Origin of the sequence: Mesorhizobium sp. M1365 (assembly GCF_040317865.1) — a bacterium.
Taxonomy (GTDB): domain Bacteria; phylum Pseudomonadota; class Alphaproteobacteria; order Rhizobiales; family Rhizobiaceae; genus Mesorhizobium.
This window is the reverse complement of sequence record NZ_JAMYLG010000044.1, coordinates 1-17,502: the sequence shown is the minus strand read 5'-3', so window position 1 is coordinate 17,502 and position 17,502 is coordinate 1. Positions and strand designations below refer to the sequence as shown.

Sequence of the window (17,502 nt, the reverse complement as noted above, 5' to 3'; positions counted from 1 at the left end):
CGGCGACGCGCTGGCGCGACCCATGCACAAGGCAGCTTAGAGGGGCGCGTCTCAGTCGGCGCCTTCCTCGGAATCGATGGCCGAAGCCTCGGTGGCCAGAACCTCGATGTCCTGGTTGTGCCCAGCCACCACCGTAAAATCCTTCTGGTAGATGCGGTCGCGGTTCTTGGCGATGATGGTGTAGTCGCCCTCGGCCAGCACCATCGAGGCAAAGGCGCCGACGGTTTCCTTGATCGGATCGCCGGATTCGTTGAGCAGGGACCAGGAGGTGTCGGCGATCGCCTCGCCGCCTGGTTCGCGCACCAGCTTCATGGTCATCTCGGCGGCACGGTGCTCGACGGTCGCTTCGGTCAGCTTGCCGGCCTCGACGCGGATGTCGGAGCGGATGACCGCGTTCACCGCGCCATAGGTCGACACGACGTGGTAGGTGCCGGCATTGAGCCGCACGACGCTGTTCGGCTCGACATCGGGTATGATCAGGGCGCGATCGCCATCGGCCGCGGCGTGGCTCTCATAGATCGAGAAGCGCAGCTTCTTCGGCGGTATGCGTACCCCGCCGGACAGCACTGCATCGAGCTTGAGGCCACCGGCATCGAGCACCAGGCTCTCGCGCTTGGCTTCCTTGCCGACGGTGATGCGCTTGGTGGCGCCGGCCCGCCCGTAGGAGGCGTGGACCAGATACGAACCCGGCTCGAGCTGGAATATGGCGGTGCCGCCATGAGAGGAGGCGACCATCGTCAGCTTGCCGTCGCTGGCCGATTCGGGTTTGAAGACGCGCCAGACTATGCCGCGCGTGATGTCGGCGCCCTTGTCGGTCAATTGCGCCGACAGCGTGATCGCCCCGCTGCTGCCCAATGCCAGCGATGTCTCGCTTTTCGGAGGTGCATAGCCCGAAATTCCGGGAAGCTTCAGCTCGCCAAGGCCGTCCACATCCTGGGCGACGGCAAGCGAAACCGGCACCATCAACAGTGCGGCAGCGAGCCATATCAGGAAAAGACGCAATGTCCCCTCAAACATGCCTTGCGTTGAAGCCCAAGGCGGTGGCAATTTCAAGGCTTAAGAGTCCGGTCGGCTTCTGCTACAGGGCTCTTTGTCCGGCGCGCCGCGCCAATGCCCAAGCCGCCCGATGTCCCGATGGTGCGCTTCAGCTCAAATTCCAGGAGACTTGCGCCCATGGCGTCGCCGATCATCGATTTTCTGCTGACCCGAAATTCCGCGCCGATCCCGGATTTGAAAGAACCGGCACCGGGCGATGCGGAGATCGCGACGATGATCGCCGCCGCCTCGCGGGTGCCGGACCACGGCCGGCTGGAGCCTTGGCGTTTCATCCTCTATCGCGGCGAGGCTCGCGTCGATATCGGCAAGAAGCTGGCAGCACTTGCCGAACAGCGCGAAGGGCCGCTGCCGGAAGGCCGCCGCAACCAGGAACTGGCGCGCTTTTCGCGCGCGCCGCTGGTCATCGGCGTGATTTCTATCCCCAGGGAAAACCCAAAGATCCCGCAATGGGAGATGTTCCTGTCCGGCGGCATGGCGGCGATGAACCTGATGCTTGCCGCCAATGCGCTGGGCTACGGCACCAACATGGTCAGCAACTGGTATTCCGACGTGCCCGAGGGCAGGGCGATCCTCGGCCTGGCGCCGCATGAGCGGGTCGTCGGCTTCGTCCATATCGGCTCCTACCAGGGGCCAGCGCCGGAACGACCGCGGCCCGATCCGGCAAAACTCTATGCCGACTATTCGGGGCCGTGGGTGGGATAATTTCGGCGCGGAACAGACCCCTAAGGATCAAGCTCCGATGCCTTGGCTCGCGCCAGGAGCCGCTCTGCGAGCTTGAGATGCGGCCGATCGTACATCTTGCCGTCGATGCCGACGACGCCTGGATTTCCTGCCGCCTCGAACGCCTCGACGATCGCCAGGGCGCTTTTCACCGCTTGCGCCGAAGGCGTGAAGGCGGCGTTGATGACCGGCACCTGCGCCGGATGGATCGCCATCTTGCCGGTGAAACCGTCGCGCTCGGCCTCGGCGCATTCGGCCTCGAAGCCGGCCATGTCGCGAAAATCCGGAAAGACGGTGTCGATTGCCGCGACTTCCGCGGCACTTGCGGCAAGCATGGTCATGGTGCGGGCGAGGCGGAACACATCCGTGTAGCGGCCATTCGCGTCGCGCGTCGCGCGCGCGCCAATCGCCGCCGACAAATCTTCCGCCCCCCAGGTGACGCCGACAAGCCGCGCGCTTGCACGGGCGTAGGTCGCTGCGGCCAAGACGCCTGCAGCCGTTTCTGTGATGATCGGCAGGATCCTTATCGCTCCATCCGGCAGGCCGCTTTCGGCTTCGTGCACCCTGAGCTTGGCCGAGAGATGCTGGACATCCAGTCCGCTATTCGACTTAGGCAGCATGATGCCGTCTGGTTTTGCTGGCACGAGCGCCGCCAGATCGTCGTCGGTCAGTCCGGTCGAAAGGTCATTGACGCGCACATAGATCGCGGAGCTGGTCCGGTGCCTGTGCTCGGCGATGAAACGCGCCGCTGTGTCGCGCGCCAACCCCTTGTTCTGCGCAGCAATCGAATCCTCAAGGTCGACGATGACCACGTCGGCGCCTACGCCAAAGCCCTTCTCCAGCTTCTTTTCCGAATCGCCGGGAACGAAGAGCAGAGAACGCATCGGCTATGCCTTTTTCATCATCATGGCTTGCCTCGTGCATTTGGCAACCAGCACGTCGTTCTGGTTATAGGCGCGATGCTCGAGCTCGACGATGCCGCGGTCCGGCTTCGACCTGGATTCGCGCACCGAAACCACCGTGGTCTCGACGCGAATGGTGTCGCCATGGAAGACGGGGTGCGGAAACACCGTCTCTCTCATGCCGAGATTGGCGATAGTGGTGCCGACGGTGATGTCGTTGACTGAAATGCCAATCATCAGGCCCAGTGTGAACAGCGAATTGACCAGCGGTTTGCCCCATTCGCTCTTCGCCGCGAAGTCGAAATCGATGTGCAGCGGTTGCGGGTTCAGCGTCATCACCGAAAACAGCATGTTGTCGCCTTCGGTCACGGTCTTGCGCAGCGTGTGCTTGAACACATGGCCGACAACGAACTCCTCAAGGTAAAGTCCGGCCATGGTCGATCTCCTCCGCTGCTTAAGGGTTGATAGGCGTTGCATACCGGGCTCGCAAGCCAGTTAACGAACATGGTGAACCGTTCATAAACCATTTGTGCCTACGGTCTCGACAGGGACCAGAAACCTTCTGGCAAAGGGCGTAAGCAGGCGACATGGTCGTTTCGCATTTCCTGAAATGGATCCACACGGCGAAGGTGTCGGAGCGTGCTGCGGCGGCAAGCGCGCTGGCTCGCGCCTATGTCGACTCGGACCTGCCTTTCGAGGACCGCTGCGCTGCGGAGGCGGCGCTGACGCTGCTGCTCGACGACGCATCGTCGAAGGTGCGACTGGCAATCGCCGACGCGCTTTCCATGAGCCACCACGCGCCGCCGCAGATCGTCAGCGCGCTGGCGTCGGACCAGCCCGAGGTGGCCGCTTTGGTACTGGCGCGCTCGCCGCTGCTTACCGATGCCGACCTGATTGATCGGGTTGCCGGCGGCCAGAAAGCGACGCAGAAGGTGATCGCCGACCGGCCGCGTGTCTCGATGTCGGTTGCGGCGGCGATCGCCGAGATCGGTGAGCCGGAGGCTTGCACCACGCTGCTCGCCAACAGCGGCGCCGATATCGCATCCGTCAGCTTTCGCCGCATGGCCGAGCGGCACGGCCATCTGCCTCTGGTGCGCGAGGCGCTGATCGCCGACACCCGGCTGCCCGCCGATTGCCGGCATATGCTGCTGGTCAAGCTCGGGGAGATGCTCAAGGGGTCGCCGCTGGTGCTGGCGCTGATGGGCGCCGCCAGGGCCGAGCGCGTCACGCGCGATGCTTGCATCAAGGCTTCGGTGACGCTGATCGAAGGCACGCGGACAGAGGAACATACCGCACTTGTCGAACATCTGCGCCTGCGCGGCGACCTGACCGCAAGCTTCGTCGTCCGCACCATTGCGCACGGCAAGGTCGACTTCTTTGGTTCGGCGCTGGTCGCGCTCAGCCAACAGTCCGAACAACGGGTGAGAGCACTGCTGGCCGGCGGCCATGACGTGGCTCTGCAGGCACTGTTCCGCAGCGCCGGGCTTGCCGCCGCCACCCACGCCATCATTCTGCGCGCGCTGAAGGTCTGGCGCGAGGTCGCCAATGGCAAACGCCTCGCCGGCGTCCAGGAAGTCAGCTGGCTGATGCTGAAGGAATTGGGCGGACAGTCCGCCGAAGGCGATCTCGCCGGGCTGGTCAAATCGATCCATCTCGACGCGCTGCGCGAGAACGCACGCGGGCACGCGCTGGCGATCGCCGCTGCTTAAACCCGGTCTTTCTCGAAAAAATCCGGAAAATCCTCGATCGCGGCGGCAATGATGCGCAGCGAGGCGGCGATCTGCAGCATTTCGGCTGCTTCGCTTCGCTCCGCGATGCCAGCTGCATATTGCCTGGCGACGGCGACGGTCGCCGTCTGCGGCTCGCCGGGCCGCCTGAACAGCAGCTCGCGTGCCAGACCGCGCAGGAAATTGGCGATGGAAAGTGCTGTTTCAGGTGGGATCGCGGAACTCTGTTGCGCGTTGCGCAGCCGCAGGATTTCGAGGCCGACAGTAACGGCAGCAATGCCGCCGTCGAGAACGGCGTCGCCTTTCTCGCCGGCGTTCTGCAGCAGCGGCATCAACTGGTTGACCCGATCATAGGCAAGGCTCTCGAAAGCCAGTCGCCGCGGCATGCGCTCATGCAGACAAAGGCGGGCAAGATCTTCGCGCATGGCTTGCAGGATGCGGTTGACGGTGACCCAGGGGTCGGCGGGCAGCACGGTGGCGAAGACGCCGATCGCCAGAAGAATGCCGACCAGGACCGATGCCGAATTGGCGAAGAACGGAAACGGATCGTAGGTCATCGCCTGATGTGGGCTGAGGAAGGCGAGGAAATTGATCGCAAAGGCCGTTGCCACGCCGACATAGCGCGGATTGGCCATGCCCAGTGCCGCTGGTACCAGGATCGGCACGACAAAGACCATGAACCATCCGAAGCCTGGCAAAGCCGGAAGCGCCAACTGGCCGATGAGAAACGCAAAGGGCAGGGCGAGTAACGTGCCCTCGAAGAAGTTCCATGCCGACCGGATCGGATCGGGGCGAGCGGCGAACAGGCTGGAGACGACCGCGACCAGAATGACCGTGCCCGTCGCGTCCGACCATTTCGTCGCCAGCCAGAAGCCGGCGACCAGGAGCGTGGCAATAGCTGCGCGCACGGCATTGCGCGATGCCGCACGGTAATCGCGGTGCACCACCAGCGCTGGCTGCCGCCGTTCGCGACTGGCACGAGACGGGGGAGAGCGGAGTGCATCCAGGCCGCGCAGCACTTGCTGCATTGCCTCGGCGAAGTCGGCGGCAATGGTTAGGCGGGTGACAGTGCCAGCCCAGTCAATGTCTTGCCCGGCCGCGATGTCAGGCATCTGCCGTGCCTTGCCGGCGATTGCGTCGAGCCGCGCCACCCAGGGCGCCGTATCGTCCAGCGCGCCCGGCTTGGCTACCAGTTCGCCGACAACGGCCTGCAACTCGGCGCGAACTGGGATGAGGGCTGCATTCTTCGGCGCGGCGTGGGCATGCAGCGCACGCGCCGCCGACAGGGCCGACAGAAGCTGGCCGATGGTACGCCGGACCGGATAGGCGCGGGTGGCGAGGCTCGGCCCCTCCAGCCTTGCGTAGGTGCGCATCTCGCCGAGCGTCTGGACGTCGCCGATCAGCTTGCGGTGCAGCCCGGCAAGCTTTTCCGCATCGCCGCCGGAAAAAGCGCCGTCCGCATAGGCCGCCAGGTCGAGAATGCTGCGTTTCAGTCTTGAGATGATGGCGTCGGCGGCCAGTTTCGGCAGGATCAGCCGGCTGGTCAGCGCAGCGCAGACGATACCAAGCACGATTTCCGCGCAGCGCGCCACGGCGAGATCGATGACGAGGTGCGGCTGGCCGAAAGCCGGCAGGCCGATGATCATCGCGGTGTAGCCGGCAAGCGCCGCGCCATAGGCTTCCGGATTGCGTAGCAGCGACGAGACCAGCGAGCAGATGCCGATCCAGACGGCAAGAACTGCAACCAGCAACCACGGGTTGGCATCGAAAACAGTGGTAATGCCGATCGCCGCCAGCGCGCCGGCAAGCGTGCCGAGGAGACGATAAAACCCCTTCGCCAGCACCATGCCGGCGACCGGCTGTGCGACAATGAACACCGTCATCATCGCCCATTGCGGATGGTCGAGCTTCAGCGCATAGGCGACCAAAATCGCGATGAGGCCGGCCGAAACGGTGCGCAGGGCAAAGATCCAGTCCGAGCGCGTCGGCCGCGTCAGGCCAGCGATCCGCGTGCCGATATCGTCCTTCAGCCGCGCCCAGGTCAAGTGCTCGTCTCCAGCTCAGAAGGCCAAGCTAGCGGCGGGAGCTCAGATATCCAGCACTTCCGTCTCGGCGAATTCCGCGCGTTCCTGGATGAACCGGAAACGGGCCTCGGGCTTGGTCCCCATCAATGCGTCGACCGCATCCTTGGTCGCCGCCTCGGCATCGATAACGTCGACCCTGAGCAGCGTGCGCTTTTTCGGGTCCATGGTGGTTTCCTTGAGCTGGGCGGCCATCATTTCGCCCAGCCCCTTGAAGCGGCCGATTTCGACCTTGCCGCGCCCGGTGAATTCGGTGCGCAGGAGTTCGTCCTTGTGCGCATCGTTGCGGGCATAGGCGACCTTGCCGCCTTGCCGGATCGAATAAAGCGGCGGCACCGCCAGATAGAGATGGCCGCCGCGGACCAGGCTTGGCATCTCCTGGTAGAAAAAGGTGATCAGCAGCGAGGCGATATGGGCGCCGTCGACGTCGGCATCGGTCATGATGATGACCCGGTCGTAACGCAGGTCCTCGTCGCGATATCTCGAGCGCGTGCCGCAGCCAAGCGCCTGGATGAGGTCGGATATCTGCTGGTTGGCGGCAAGCTTGTCGTTGCCGGCGCTGGCGACGTTGAGGATCTTGCCGCGCAGGGGCAGCACCGCCTGGCTGGCGCGGTCGCGCGCCTGCTTTGCCGAACCGCCGGCCGAATCGCCCTCGACGATGAACAACTCGGCACCGGCGGCGGCATTCTGCGTGCAGTCGGCGAGCTTGCCGGGCAGGCGCAGCTTGCGCACCGCACTCTTGCGCGACACTTCCTTTTCCTGGCGGCGGCGCACCCGCTCGTCGGCGCGCGCGATCACCCATTCGAGCAGTTTCGAAGCCTCCTGCGGATTGTCGGCCAGCCAATGGTCGAACGGGTCGCGGATGGCGCTTTCGACGATGCGGATCGCCTCGATCGTCGCCAGCCTGTCCTTGGTCTGGCCGACGAATTCCGGTTCGCGGATGAACACCGACAGCATGCCCGCCGCCGAGATCATCACATCCTCGGAAGTGACGATCGAGGCGCGCTTGTTGCCGACCAGGTCGGCGTAGGCGCGCAAGCCGCGCGTCAGCACGTTGCGGAAGCCGGCCTCATGCGTGCCGCCCTCCGCGGTCGGGATGGTGTTGCAATAGGAATTGATAAAACCGTCGCCGCCGAACCAGGTTACCGCCCATTCGAGCGAACCGTGACCGCCCTGCTTCTCGCTCTTGCCGGCAAACATTTCACGGGTCACCTGGAATTCGTCGCCGAGCGAGGCTTTCAGATAATCCTTGAGGCCGCCTGGAAAATGGAATTCTGCCTTGGCCGGCGTCGTGTCCTTTTCCCTGATCAGCGACGGATCGCAGGTCCAGCGGATTTCGACACCGCCGAACAGATAGGCCTTTGACCGCGCCATGCGGTAGAGCCGCGCCGGCTCGAAAGCAGCACCCTTGCCGAAAATCTGCTCGTCTGGATGGAAGCGGATCTTCGTGCCGCGGCGGTTGTGCACCTCGCCGAGCTGCTCCAGGCCGGTCACCGGAACGCCTCGCGAGAAGCGCTGGCGATAGAGCTTGCGCCCAATCGCGACCTCGACCTCGAGATGGTCGGACAGCGCGTTGACCACGGAAACGCCGACACCGTGCAGGCCGCCGGACGTTTCGTAAACCTTGCTGTCGAACTTGCCGCCTGAATGCAGCGTCGTCATGATGAGTTCGAGCGCCGGCTTCTTGAATTTCGGGTGCGGATCGACCGGAATGCCGCGGCCGTTGTCGGTGACGGACAGGTATCCGTCGGCGGACAGCTCGACATCGATGAAGGTCGCATGGCCGGCGACCGCCTCGTCCATCGAATTGTCGATGACTTCGGCGAACAGATGGTGCATCGCCTTGTCGTCGGTGCCGCCAATGTACATGCCCGGGCGCCGTCGCACCGGCTCCAGCCCCTCCAGCACTTCGATGTCGGCGGCACTATAGCTCTCGCTGGCGTCGCGGGGCGCCGGCCGCTTCGCCGCCTGCACCAGCGGGTCGGCCGGGCGCGCGGCGGCGCGAGCCGGTTGCGGCTGCTTGTCCAATTTGGCGAAAAGATCGTTATTGTCGTCCATGCCGATCCTGGATTCCGATGCTGCGAATCACCACCCGATACTGCCACGCTTTTGGCGGGCAGGCGACGGAGGTTCCTGTTACGTTCGAGGATAGAGCCTCTTACTGCAAAACCATTCGACAGCCAAGCGGCGGAAATGGGGTCGAAGCTTGGGGCATCGACGCTTTGTAAACCTTGTCCGAAGGTTACGCCGCAAGGTTGGCTGAAAAACGATATCCGCGAACTGTCGCTGACCTAGAATGCAGTGGAACCCTCAAGAGGCTGTCGCTTAAGCATGTTGGATTACAGTTCGCTTCTGCTCGCGGCGGCGCTGTCGGGCACGTGCCTTAGCATCACCATGTTTGCGATCTGGTTCAGCGCGCCACAGGCACGCTTTGTGCTGACGGTGGCCTGCGGCATTCTCGTGCTGGTCGCACATGTCGTGTTGTTTTGGCATTACGCAAGAGATCCAAGCCCCTGGCTTTGCCAGATCGTGCTTGTGCTTCTCAGCCTCGGCTTCCTGATCATCTGCCTGTCGGCCATGCAATATCTCGGCACAGGCGACTACAGGCGAGCCATCTTGCCGACCTTGGTTGCGATGGCTGTCTGCGCGGGCGCGACGTATCTCGGGTTTGATGGTGTCGGCTTTATTGTCACCTACGCGACGGTAACGGCGCTGCTCTCGCTCATCGGGGCGATGTTCTGGATTGAGGGTGGTCACGATCGCCGGATATTGCTGGTCGTCTCGTTCCTGAGCGGCGTCTGTGCGCTGTCGTTCGGACTTTGCGGCGCGGTCCTGCTGGTCACGGGCCAATGGGTGCTGGGTGTAGCACCGGACAATTGGGCCGAGCGGGTGAATTCCGTCGTGGCCGTCGCCTGCATGACCGGGCTCGGCGCATTGACGCTCTCCCTGCACCATTTGCAGGCGCAGATCGAATTGAAGGCCGAGACGATGACCGATCCATTGACCGGGCTGATGAACCGGCGGGCGTTGACGGCACTCTACGGCGAGCGGGTCTTCGGTCCGTTCATGTCCGTTGCCATGTTCGACCTTGACCATTTCAAGAGGACGAACGACGTATTCGGTCACCCGGTCGGCGACCAGGTTCTGTGCCGCTTTGCCGCCGTCATCAGGAAATACGCCCGGACCGGCGTCGACGCCTTCCGGTTGGGCGGCGAGGAATTCGTGCTCGTCATATCGCGGATGACGGAAGAGAAGGCCTATGACATTGCGAGCAAGATCAGCGTCGCCTTCGGCACGGAAGTCGTGGCCACCCAACTCGGTCCGTTGCGAAGCACAGTCAGCGGCGGCATCGGCTTTGGCGGAACAAACGGCACCGGTCTCGACGATGTGCTGGCCGAAGCCGACGCAGCACTCTATGCGGCAAAGCGCGCCGGGCGAAATCGCGTCGTCGTCCGGGACCGGGCGAGCAAGGCCGACGGGCCGGCCTTGCGTTCTGCCTGATTGAGGTTTCTATCTTCTTGTTAGACCCATGATCTTGTCCGAAAACCGGATTCCACTTTTCGGGATCATGATCTATTCCGCCGCACCCAGATATTCCGACAGCGGCGGGCAGGAGCAGACAAGGTTGCGGTCGCCGGCGACATTGTCGATGCGCGACACCGGCGGCCAGTATTTTGCCGCCGTGTCGGCATCGCCGGCGGGGTAGGCCGCCTCCAGGCGCGAATAGGGATGGGTCCACTGGCCGGCCAACGCCTCGGCGGCGGTGTGCGGCGCATTGACTAGAGGATTGTCGGCCAACGGCCATTCGCCCTTCGCCACCTTGGCTGCCTCGCCGGCTATGGCGATCATCGCCTCGCAGAAGCGATCCAGCTCGCGCTTGGGCTCGGATTCGGTCGGCTCGACCATCAGCGTGCCGGCGACCGGGAACGACATGGTCGGCGCGTGGAAGCCATAGTCGATCAGCCGCTTGGCGATATCGTCGACGCTGATGCCGGCGCTGTCCTTGAGCACGCGGGTGTCGAGGATGCATTCATGCGCGACGCGTCCGTTGCGCCCCTTGTAAAGCAGGGGGAAATACTCGCCAAGCCGCGTCGCCACATAGTTGGCGGAGATGATCGCCGTCTCGGTCGCCTGCTTCAGGCCGGAAGCGCCCATCATACGAATATACATCCAGGTGATCGGCAGGATGGAGGCACTGCCGAACGGTGCCGCCGCCACGGCATGGGCCGAGCCTTCGGTGACGTGGCCGGGCAGATATGGCTCCAGATGCGCCTTGACGCCGATCGGGCCGACGCCGGGGCCGCCGCCGCCATGCGGGATGCAGAAGGTCTTGTGCAGGTTCATGTGGCAGACATCGGCGCCGATATCGCCGGGACGGGCGAGGCCGACCAGCGCGTTGAGATTGGCGCCGTCGAAATAGACCTGGCCGCCATGGCTGTGGACGAGGGCACAAAGGTCGCGCGCGCCTTCCTCGAAGACGCCATGCGTCGAAGGATAGGTGAACATCAGCGCCGCAAGATTGTACGCATGCTCGGCCGTCTTGGCCTGCAGGTCTTCCATGTCGATATTGCCGTCCTCGGTGCAGCGCACGACGACGACGCTCATGCCGGCCATGGCAGCACTTGCCGGATTGGTGCCATGCGCCGAGGACGGGATCAGGCAGACGGTGCGATGGCCTTCGCCGCGCGACAGATGATAGCCGCGAATGGCGAGCAGCCCGGCATATTCGCCCTGGCTGCCGGCATTGGGCTGCAGGGTCACCGCGTCGAAGCCGGTGATCTCGGCCAGCCAGCCTTCCAGCTCGTCGATCATGGCGCGATAGCCTATCGAATGGTTTGCCGGCGCGAAGGGATGCAGGTTGGCGACATCAGGCCAGCTCACCGGCATCATTTCGGCGGCGGCGTTGAGCTTCATGGTGCAGGAGCCGAGCGGGATCATAGCGCGGTCAAGCGCCAGGTCCTTGTCGGCCAGCCGGCGCAGGAAGCGCATCATGTCGGTTTCCGAGTGGTTTTCGCGGAAGACGGGCTGGGTGAGGAACTCCTTGCCGCGCGTTTTTCCGGGCATGGAACTGCCGGCGACAACGACGGCCTTAGCGCCGAAAAGTGCTGCGATTGCCTCCAGATCGGCTTCAGTGGAGGTCTCGTCGAAGCTGATGCCGACATGGTCGGCGTCGATGACGCGCAGCAGCCGGCTGGTCTTTTCTGCGGCGGCGGCAATCGCGCCGGCTCTGCCCTTCACTTCCACGGTCACAGTGTCGAAGCGGCTGTCGCCGAGCACCGAAACGCCCGCTGCCTTGAGGCCGGCAGCCAGGCGGTTGGCCAGCGTGTGGACGCGGCCGGCAATCGCCTGCAGCCCGGCAGGGCCATGCCAGATCGCATAGGCCGTCGCCATGTTGGCGAGCAGCGCCTGCGCGGTGCAGATGTTGGACGTCGCCTTGTCGCGGCGGATATGCTGTTCGCGTGTCTGCAAAGCGAGGCGATAACCAGGACGGCCCTTGCTATCCGTCGACTGGCCAACGAGCCGGCCGGGCATCAGCCGCGTCAGCCTGTCGGAGACGGCGCAATAGGCGGCGTGCGGCCCGCCAAAGCCCATCGGCACGCCAAAACGTTGCATCGGGCCCACGGCGATGTCGGCGCCAAGCCTGGCCGGCGCATCGGTCAGCGTCAGGCCAAGCGGGTCGGCGATGAAGACGACCAGCGCGCCGGCCGCGCGGGCCTTGTCGATTGCTGCCTTGTGATTGCCGTAGACGCCGAACGTATCGGGCCAGGAGACCAACAGGGCGGCGGTGTTGTCGTCGATCACCTCGCCGTCGACCTCGATGCCAAGCGGCTCGGCGCGCGTGCGCACGACGTCCAGCGTCTGCGGGTGCGGCGTGCCGGCCAGTGCCACCTTGGTGCGCTTGTCGCGATGATGGCGCAGCGCGATGCCAACCGCTTCGGCCACCGCCGTCGCCTCGTCGAGCAGCGAGGCCGATGCCACCGGCAGGCCGGTCAGTTCCGTCACCAGGGTCTGGAAGTTGAACAGCATCTCCAGCCGGCCCTGACTGATCTCGGCTTGGTAAGGCGTGTAAGCCGTATACCAGGCCGGGTTCTCGAACAGGTTGCGCTGGATCACCGGCGGCACGTGGACGCCATGATACCCGGCACCGATGAAGCTCTTCTGCACCGTGTTCTTTGCCATCGTCGCCGCGAGCTCGGCCAGCGCTTCCGCTTCGCTTGCGGGCGCGGGCAGGGCCAGCGGCCGGTCGAGCCGGATCGACTTCGGCACTGCCTGGCTGATCAGGGTCTCGACCGAAGGAACGCCGATCGTCGCCAGCATGGCTCTGACGTCATGGAGGCCCGGGCCGATATGGCGAGCCGAGAAGGGGTAGGGTGCTGCGGTCATCTTCCTGGTCCTGCTATCAACCAATATGGGCTTTGTAAGCGGCTTCATCGAGGAGTCCGTCGAGTTGGCGCTCATTGGCCAGCTTCATCTTCCACAACCAGCCGTCGCCGGTTGCCGCCGAATTGACGAGCGAAGGATCCGATGACAGCGAGGTGTTGGCCTCGGTGATCTCGCCGTCGACGGGCGCGTAGACGTCCGATGCGGCCTTGACCGATTCGACCACCACGGCGGTGTCGCCCTTGGCCAGTTTTCTGCCCAGTTCCGGCAGTTCGACGAAGACGAGGTCGCCGAGCTGCTGCTGCGCGTAGTCAGTGATGCCGACCGTGGCGATGCCGCCCTCGACGCGCAGCCATTCGTGATCTTCGGTGAAATAGGTCTTTGCCATTGAAATCATCCTTTGCGGTAGCGATGGGGCGTGAAGGGCAAGGGGTGGATGTCGACCGGGATTTTCGTCCCGCGGACATCGGCGAACAGTTTTGCGCCGGATTTGGCAAGCGGCGTCTGGACGTAGCCCATGGCGACCGGATGACCGGCCGAGGGGCCGAAGCCGCCTGAGGTGACATGGCCGGCAGGGTTGCCGTCAGCATCGAAAAGGGCAGCACCGGCGCGCACCGGCTGGCGGCCTTCCGGCTTCAGGCCGACGCGTTTTTGCGCCGGGCCGCGCTCCAAGATGGCGCGCAGCGCATCGGCGCCGATGAAGGCGCCAGAGGCGCGAACCTCCTTGGGGATGGCCCACATCAGCCCGGCGCTGGCCGGATCGATCTCCGGCGTGATGTCCAGCCCGTGCAGGCACAGTCCGGCTTCGAGCCGCAGGCTGTCGCGGGCGGCAAGGCCGACCCACATCACCCGCTCGTCCTCGAGCAGCCTGGCGACGAGGTTTCTTGCATCCGCTTCCGGCAGGCCGATCTCGAAGCCGTCTTCGCCGGTATAGCCGGACCGGCTCATGAACCATTTTTCGCGCGGCTCGATGCCGTGCATGAACACCAGCGAACCGGTCTCGATGCCGGCGCGGGAAAGGGCAGCCCACGCTTCGGGGCCCTGTATGGCCAGGAAGACGCGGTCGAGCGCATCCACTTTTACATCGAAATCGCCCTCTGCATCGAAATTTTTGGCCAGTGCGCGCAGATGCTTTTCGTCGGCGGCGGCGTTGCCGGCATTGGCGACCATCATGAAGCGCTCGGCGCCGAGCCTGGTGACGATCAGATCGTCCAGAATGCCGGCCGCCTCATTGAGGAAGAACGTGTATTTGGACTGGGAAACCTCAAGTGCGCCGGCATCGAACGGGCAGGCGCGGTTCAGAAGCGCTGCTGCCCCCGTACCGCTGATTTCGAACAGCTTCATGTGCGAGATGTCGAACAGGCCGGCATGCTCACGGCTGTGCAGGTGCTCCTTCATCACGCCGGCCGGATAGGTCAGCGGCATCGACCAGCCGGCGAAGGCGCCAAAGCGCGCACCAGCTGCCATGTGCAGATCTTCGAGGGGAAGGTGTTTGGTATCGTCGCCCGTCATGTCATCTCCAGAGTCGCACGCAAGCGGCCGCGAATGGCGACCAGTCCGTGCCCCTCTGTCTGAAGCCTGAGAGACTCGCGCCCCGTAACTCTGTCGGCAGCGCTTACACCTTCGGCGCGGGGGCAAGCCCCGACTTTCCAGAGTGTCTTTCCCGTCTACGGTTCTTTTGCCTGAGAGATTTCGGGCGATTTCCCCTTCGGCGGCAGCTCTCGCTGCTCTCTCCCACAAACAGGTAGGACTCGGTCAGGAGCCCTCGACTCGTCATCCATAGCCCGTGGACGACACCTTGTCACCTGCCGGCGACATTTTTACTGCCAGGTCTTCTGCGGGCCTTCTTTACAGGCAAGCCTTCGCTAACCACGCCGCTTGCCGGTTTCTCAAGACCTTGCCGATATACCGCATAAGGGCCGGCAATTACCGGCGGCGGGCGGGGAACAGAATGGGCGAATTGATCATGAGCGCGCCGGTGGCCGGGCTGACCTCGAAAAATCGGATCACGGCGGAAGACGTGGTCATGCTGCGCGGCGAAGTGTTCGGCGACGGCGTGGTAACGCGCGGCGAGGCCGAGGCGCTGTTTGCGCTGGATGCAACGGCGAGGGACAAATGCGCAGAATGGCTTGAGTTTTTCGTCGAGGCCGTCACCGATTTCATCGTCCACCAGGAAAAGCCGGCGGGCTATGTTTCGCAGGACAATGCCGACTGGCTGATCCGGACGATTTCGCGCGACGGCATGGTCGACAGCCAGACCGAACTCGAGCTGCTGGTGCATGTGCTGGAAGTTGCCAAATCATCGCCGAGCACGCTTTCCAGCTATGCGCTGGAGCAGGTCGCTCATGCGGTCGTGGACGGCAAGGGGCCGCTGATGACCGGTGGCAGGCTTATCCCTGGGTCGATTGCCAAGGCTGAGGTCGAGCTGTTGCGCCGCATCCTTTACGCCTACGGCGGCGATGGCAACATCGCCATCAGCCGCGCCGAGGCCGAGGTGCTGTTCGAGATCAACGAGCGGACAGCGGCGGGCGACAACGATCCGTCCTGGAACGATCTGTTCGTCAAGGCGATCGCCAATTTCGTCATGTGTTCGGCCGGCTACGAACCGCCGGTGCGCGACGTGGCGCTGCGCCGGGATTCGTTCTACGAGCAGGCCGATCCGGAGATCGGCGGTTTCTTCAGCCGTATGGTGTCGGGTGGCCTGTCCGGCATCATGGAAGCCTATCGCTCACCGGGCGATATCGAAGCCGAATGGGAGTCCAAGAACAAGGCAGCCGAGGCTCTGGCCCGCCGCGCCGAGACGGTCGATGCCGGCGAAGCGAAGTGGCTCGCCGAACACATCGGCGACCGGCCGCTGCATGAGAACGAGCGCGCGTTGCTGACGCTGATCAAGCACGCCTCGCCGGAAATCCACCCGGCGCTGAAGCCGCTGATCGACAAGGTCGCATAAGCAGTCGCGCGACGCTACTGTTTGGCGGGCTCCGGCTTGGCGCTGGTGTCGAACCGCGACATCCATTTGAAGCTGCCGAACCAGTAGCGGCGCACGCCGCCTATGGTGCCGTCGGCGGTACGCGCGCCGATCCAGTTGTTGACGTATTGGATGAGGCGGACATCGTCCGGGCGCATCGCAAACGCCTCCGGCGTCCGCAACAGCGGGCCGCCCACCATCGTCAACTTCGCGTCATAGAGCCTGGCGGCCATCTGCGGCGTCGGCGACGTCGCGACCATCGCCTGTGCGTCGCCGCCGATGATCGCGGCGAAAACATCTGAGGTATTGTCGAAAGACAGGATGGTCGCCTTGGGAAAAGCTTCCTTCGCGGCGGCTTCATCGGTGGAATTGGACAGCACGGCGATCTTGTATCCCGGCGCCGCCACTGCCTTTCCCGGCCTTTTCCCAAGGCTGGCGATCGTCGCAACCATACGGATATCGGCGGTACCGGTCTGGTTGGAGAACACCACCTCGCGTGCGCGTTCCGGCGTGCTGGCGTAGCCCGCCGCGATCATGTCGAAATCACCCTTGAGCAGTCTTGTCTTGAGGTCGTTCCAGGGCACCTCGACCAGCTTCAGGTCGACGCCGAGATCAGACGCCAGCGCACTGGTCAGGTCGACATCATAGCCGGCGAACTTCCCGTCGGCCTTCTTGAGGATCCATGGCGGGTTGAGCGCCACGCCGACCGTCAGTGTCTTCTGGTCGATGATGCGCTTGAGGCTGTCGTCCGCCCGGGCTGGCAGCAGCGACAAAGCCAACCAGGCAGAAAGGGCAAGTATAGTTGTGGCGATCATCTTAGCGCGCATTAATATAACCTCGCTGAGCCCGTCCGGTTGTCAGATTTACACAGAGGTGCCATTCTGTCGATAGCGGACCCTGATGGAGAGTTGCGATGTCGGCACGGATGGCGGTTACCGGTTCGATGATGTTCCTGGTTTGCCTCCTGGGCAATCCGGCGAAGCTTTCGCTGCTGCCGGCGGCAGCGCAGGCTGCGGGGGCAAAACGCGTGGTCTGCTCCAGCGCCGACTACCGCTATTCCTATTGCGGGGTCGATACGCGCCGGGGCGTGCAGTTGACCTCCAGGCTGTCGAAGGCGCGTTGCGTATACGGTAGAAGCTGGGGCTATGACGGCGGCGGCATCTGGGTCGACAATGGTTGCTCGGCCGAATTCGCAGTCGCCGGCCCCAACCGCAATCCCTCTGCTGGCGACGTCGCCGCAGCCATTATCGTCGGCGGCGTGGTAGGCGCCATTCTCGACAACGGCAATTCGCATCGCCATCATTCCGATAATTACTATCCGAAGCCGCGCCCGCGCCGTTACGACCAATGGATCGATCCGACGCCGCAATTCGACAATCAGGGCAACCCCAACTTCGATACCCACGGCAACTACCAGGGACCGCATGGGCTGGGCAAGCTTGTCACCCCTGACGACAATCCTGACCTGAATCCGGCCCTGCGCAGCGACGGCGACGACAGCGACGACGACAGTTAGATGAAGCTTAGGTCAGGTTTCGGTCGATAGTGTTGAAAAAGTCCGGGTTGCAGCAGTCCTGAAGCACTGATTCAATCTTCGTCGTAAGAGGAGATTGAGTCGATGATGGGCGAGCAAAGTGTGATGCAGGAGGAGCTGTTCTACGGCTTCA

Annotated in this window: 14 protein-coding genes and 1 riboswitch; of the genes, 5 read left to right on the top strand and 9 right to left on the bottom strand. The window is 63.8% G+C overall.

What is annotated here, in order from left to right; genetic code table 11:
* Nucleotides 1–51 precede the first annotated feature (51 nt).
* Nucleotides 52–1,017: an RgsD C-terminal domain-containing protein gene (locus NKH04_RS28360; protein ID WP_352540660.1), complete on the bottom strand. Its 966-nt coding sequence runs from the start codon at nt 1,015–1,017 to the stop codon at nt 52–54.
* Between the two features lie 156 nt (nt 1,018–1,173).
* Between NKH04_RS28360 and NKH04_RS28355 the strand changes: the two genes are divergently transcribed.
* On the top strand, nt 1,174–1,758 hold the full coding sequence (locus tag NKH04_RS28355; RefSeq protein ID WP_352831563.1) for a nitroreductase family protein: 585 nt from the start codon (nt 1,174–1,176) through the stop codon (nt 1,756–1,758).
* Between the two features lie 20 nt (nt 1,759–1,778).
* Here the strand turns inward: NKH04_RS28355 and NKH04_RS28350 are convergent, their stop codons facing one another.
* Complete coding sequence (locus NKH04_RS28350; protein WP_352500843.1) at nt 1,779–2,660, bottom strand: HpcH/HpaI aldolase/citrate lyase family protein; 882 nt, start codon at nt 2,658–2,660, stop codon at nt 1,779–1,781.
* A gap of 3 nt (nt 2,661–2,663) precedes the next feature.
* Nucleotides 2,664–3,155, bottom strand: coding sequence for a MaoC family dehydratase (locus tag NKH04_RS28345; RefSeq protein ID WP_502896453.1), 492 nt, complete (start codon nt 3,153–3,155; stop codon nt 2,664–2,666).
* Between the two features lie 110 nt (nt 3,156–3,265).
* On the opposite strand from NKH04_RS28345, the gene NKH04_RS28340 reads away from it, so the two are divergent.
* Nucleotides 3,266–4,387, top strand: coding sequence for a DUF2336 domain-containing protein (locus NKH04_RS28340; protein WP_352816772.1), 1,122 nt, complete (start codon nt 3,266–3,268; stop codon nt 4,385–4,387).
* On the opposite strand, the gene NKH04_RS28335 is transcribed toward NKH04_RS28340, so the two are convergent.
* Together NKH04_RS28335 and parE are read right to left on the bottom strand one after the other, a co-directional pair.
* Nucleotides 4,384–6,450, bottom strand: coding sequence for an FUSC family protein (locus tag NKH04_RS28335; RefSeq protein ID WP_353045322.1), 2,067 nt, complete (start codon nt 6,448–6,450; stop codon nt 4,384–4,386). The two genes, NKH04_RS28340 and NKH04_RS28335, sit on opposite strands and share 4 nt — an antisense overlap.
* 42 nt (nt 6,451–6,492) lie before the next feature.
* Nucleotides 6,493–8,544, bottom strand: a complete 2,052-nt coding sequence (parE, locus tag NKH04_RS28330) for a DNA topoisomerase IV subunit B (protein WP_352970780.1) — start codon at nt 8,542–8,544, stop codon at nt 6,493–6,495.
* A gap of 273 nt (nt 8,545–8,817) precedes the next feature.
* Between parE and NKH04_RS28325 the strand changes: the two genes are divergently transcribed.
* A complete protein-coding gene (locus tag NKH04_RS28325; protein ID WP_352970783.1) occupies nt 8,818–9,987 on the top strand; it encodes a GGDEF domain-containing protein in 1,170 nt (389 codons plus the stop codon).
* Between the two features lie 72 nt (nt 9,988–10,059).
* On the opposite strand, the gene gcvP is transcribed toward NKH04_RS28325, so the two are convergent.
* From gcvP to gcvT, 3 genes are read right to left on the bottom strand one after another with little or no spacing between them, the layout of a single operon-like run.
* Complete coding sequence (gene gcvP / locus NKH04_RS28320) at nt 10,060–12,870, bottom strand: aminomethyl-transferring glycine dehydrogenase (RefSeq protein WP_352970785.1); 2,811 nt, start codon at nt 12,868–12,870, stop codon at nt 10,060–10,062.
* Between the two features lie 16 nt (nt 12,871–12,886).
* Nucleotides 12,887–13,255: a glycine cleavage system protein GcvH gene (gene gcvH / locus NKH04_RS28315; RefSeq protein ID WP_352473895.1), complete on the bottom strand. Its 369-nt coding sequence runs from the start codon at nt 13,253–13,255 to the stop codon at nt 12,887–12,889.
* A gap of 5 nt (nt 13,256–13,260) precedes the next feature.
* Nucleotides 13,261–14,379, bottom strand: a complete 1,119-nt coding sequence (gcvT, locus tag NKH04_RS28310) for a glycine cleavage system aminomethyltransferase GcvT (RefSeq protein WP_352473893.1) — start codon at nt 14,377–14,379, stop codon at nt 13,261–13,263.
* A 148-nt stretch (nt 14,380–14,527) separates the two neighbouring features.
* Nucleotides 14,528–14,614, bottom strand: a riboswitch (glycine riboswitch).
* A gap of 204 nt (nt 14,615–14,818) precedes the next feature.
* Between gcvT and NKH04_RS28305 the strand changes: the two genes are divergently transcribed.
* The gene (locus NKH04_RS28305) at nt 14,819–15,817 is read left to right on the top strand and encodes a hypothetical protein (RefSeq protein WP_352970787.1); all 999 of its coding nucleotides are present in this window, start codon (nt 14,819–14,821) and stop codon (nt 15,815–15,817) included.
* A gap of 14 nt (nt 15,818–15,831) precedes the next feature.
* Here NKH04_RS28305 and NKH04_RS28300 read toward each other — a convergent pair whose 3' ends face one another.
* Nucleotides 15,832–16,662, bottom strand: coding sequence for a transporter substrate-binding domain-containing protein (locus tag NKH04_RS28300; protein ID WP_352816756.1), 831 nt, complete (start codon nt 16,660–16,662; stop codon nt 15,832–15,834).
* An 86-nt stretch (nt 16,663–16,748) separates the two neighbouring features.
* Between NKH04_RS28300 and NKH04_RS28295 the strand changes: the two genes are divergently transcribed.
* On the top strand, nt 16,749–17,351 hold the full coding sequence (locus NKH04_RS28295) for a DUF3011 domain-containing protein (protein WP_352614055.1): 603 nt from the start codon (nt 16,749–16,751) through the stop codon (nt 17,349–17,351).
* Nucleotides 17,352–17,502 lie beyond the last annotated feature (151 nt).